This is a genomic window from Streptomyces sp. NPDC056486 (assembly GCF_042795295.1).
Classification (GTDB): Bacteria; Actinomycetota; Actinomycetes; order Streptomycetales; family Streptomycetaceae; genus Streptomyces.
The window spans coordinates 1-1456 of sequence record NZ_JBHTSF010000335.1 but is presented as its reverse complement, the minus strand read 5'-3'; the positions used below and the strand labels follow the sequence as shown (position 1 = coordinate 1456).

General features: G+C 71.5%; 1 protein-coding gene. It reads left to right on the top strand.

The window, feature by feature from the left end:
• A partial coding sequence (locus ACFQ7F_RS45865) for a polyketide synthase dehydratase domain-containing protein (protein WP_383285756.1) occupies positions 1 to 1456 on the top strand: 1456 nt, incomplete at both ends.

Sequence of the window (1456 nt, the reverse complement as noted above, 5' to 3'; positions counted from 1 at the left end):
TACTGCCCGCCACCGCCATCGTCGACCTCGCCCTCCACGCAGGCACCCACCTCGGCCACCCCCACATCGACGAACTCACCCTCCACACCCCCCTCACCCTCACCGACACCACCACCTACGACCTGCGCCTACTGGCCACCCAGACCGAATCGGACGGGCCCTGCACACTCGCCTTCCACTCTCGCGCCTCCGACGGCGCCGACTGGACCCACCACGCGAGCGTCACCCTCACAGCGGCAGCGCCGTCTTCCGACTCGACCGCGCATGCCGCCAGTTCGGAAAGCTGGCCGCCCGCCGGCGCCTCTGACATCGATCTGGGGTCGGCGTACGACGACCTGGCCCAGCTCGGCTACCACTACGGCCCACGCTTCCAGGGGCTGACCGCCGCCTGGCGCGACGGCGACGACCTCTACGCCGAGATCGACCCGAGCGCCGCGACCGGCGGGAACGGTGAGGCGCTTCCGGACGCCGTCGGCGCGTACGGAATCCACCCCGCACTCCTCGACGCCGCCCTCCACCCCCTTGCCCTGCACCCCGAGGACGGCGCCACCGGTGCCACCAGTCAGACGTCCCTGCCGTACGTCTTCCAGGGCGTCACACTCCATGCCCCGCGGGCCACCGACGCCGGCTCCGCCCTGCGTGTCCGTCTCACCAAGACCGGTCCCCAGACTCTTTCCCTCAGCGCGACGGACAGGGCCGGCTCGCCAGTCGTGTCGATCAACTCCCTCACCCTCCGGCCACAGGGCGCCCCGAAGCAGGCGACGCTCCGTCAGGTCTCCTGGACAACCGTCCCGGCGCCGCCCTCTGCCGTGCGCCCCGACGCGTTGCTCACTCTCGGCGGCGACGTGGACGGTCCGCTCGCCTCATTGGTCGCCTTCGACCGCCGGTATGCGGACCTGGGCGAGTTCTCTGCGGTTCTCAAGGCTGCGGGGAACGGGACAATCGCTCCCGAGGCCGCCCCCAGAACCGTATTGGCCGTGCTTCCTTCCGCCGAGCCCGAAGCCGCGGCTCCCGACGCTGAGCTCAGGAACGTACTCGGCCGTGCGCTCGCCTTCCTGCAGGAGTGGCTCACCGAGGAGCGCCACGAGGGCACGCACCTCGTCCTCGTCAGCCGACGTGCCGTCGTCGTACGCCCCGGGGAAGACCCCGATCCGGTCCAGGCGGCGCTCTGGGGCCTGATACGTACGGCGCAGTCGGAACATCCGCAGCGCATCACCCTCATCGACCTCGACACCCACCCCGACACCCGCACCGCGCTCCCGCACGCACTCGCCCTCACGCTCGCGGCCGGGGGCCCACCCTCAGTGGAATCGCTCCTCGCCATCCGGCAAGGCGCCCTCCACATCCCCCGCCTCACCCGACTCCCACACACCCCCACCCCGGACACACCCGCCACCACCTGGAACCCCCAAGGCACCGTCCTGATCACCGGCGGCACCGGCACCCTCGCCGCCCA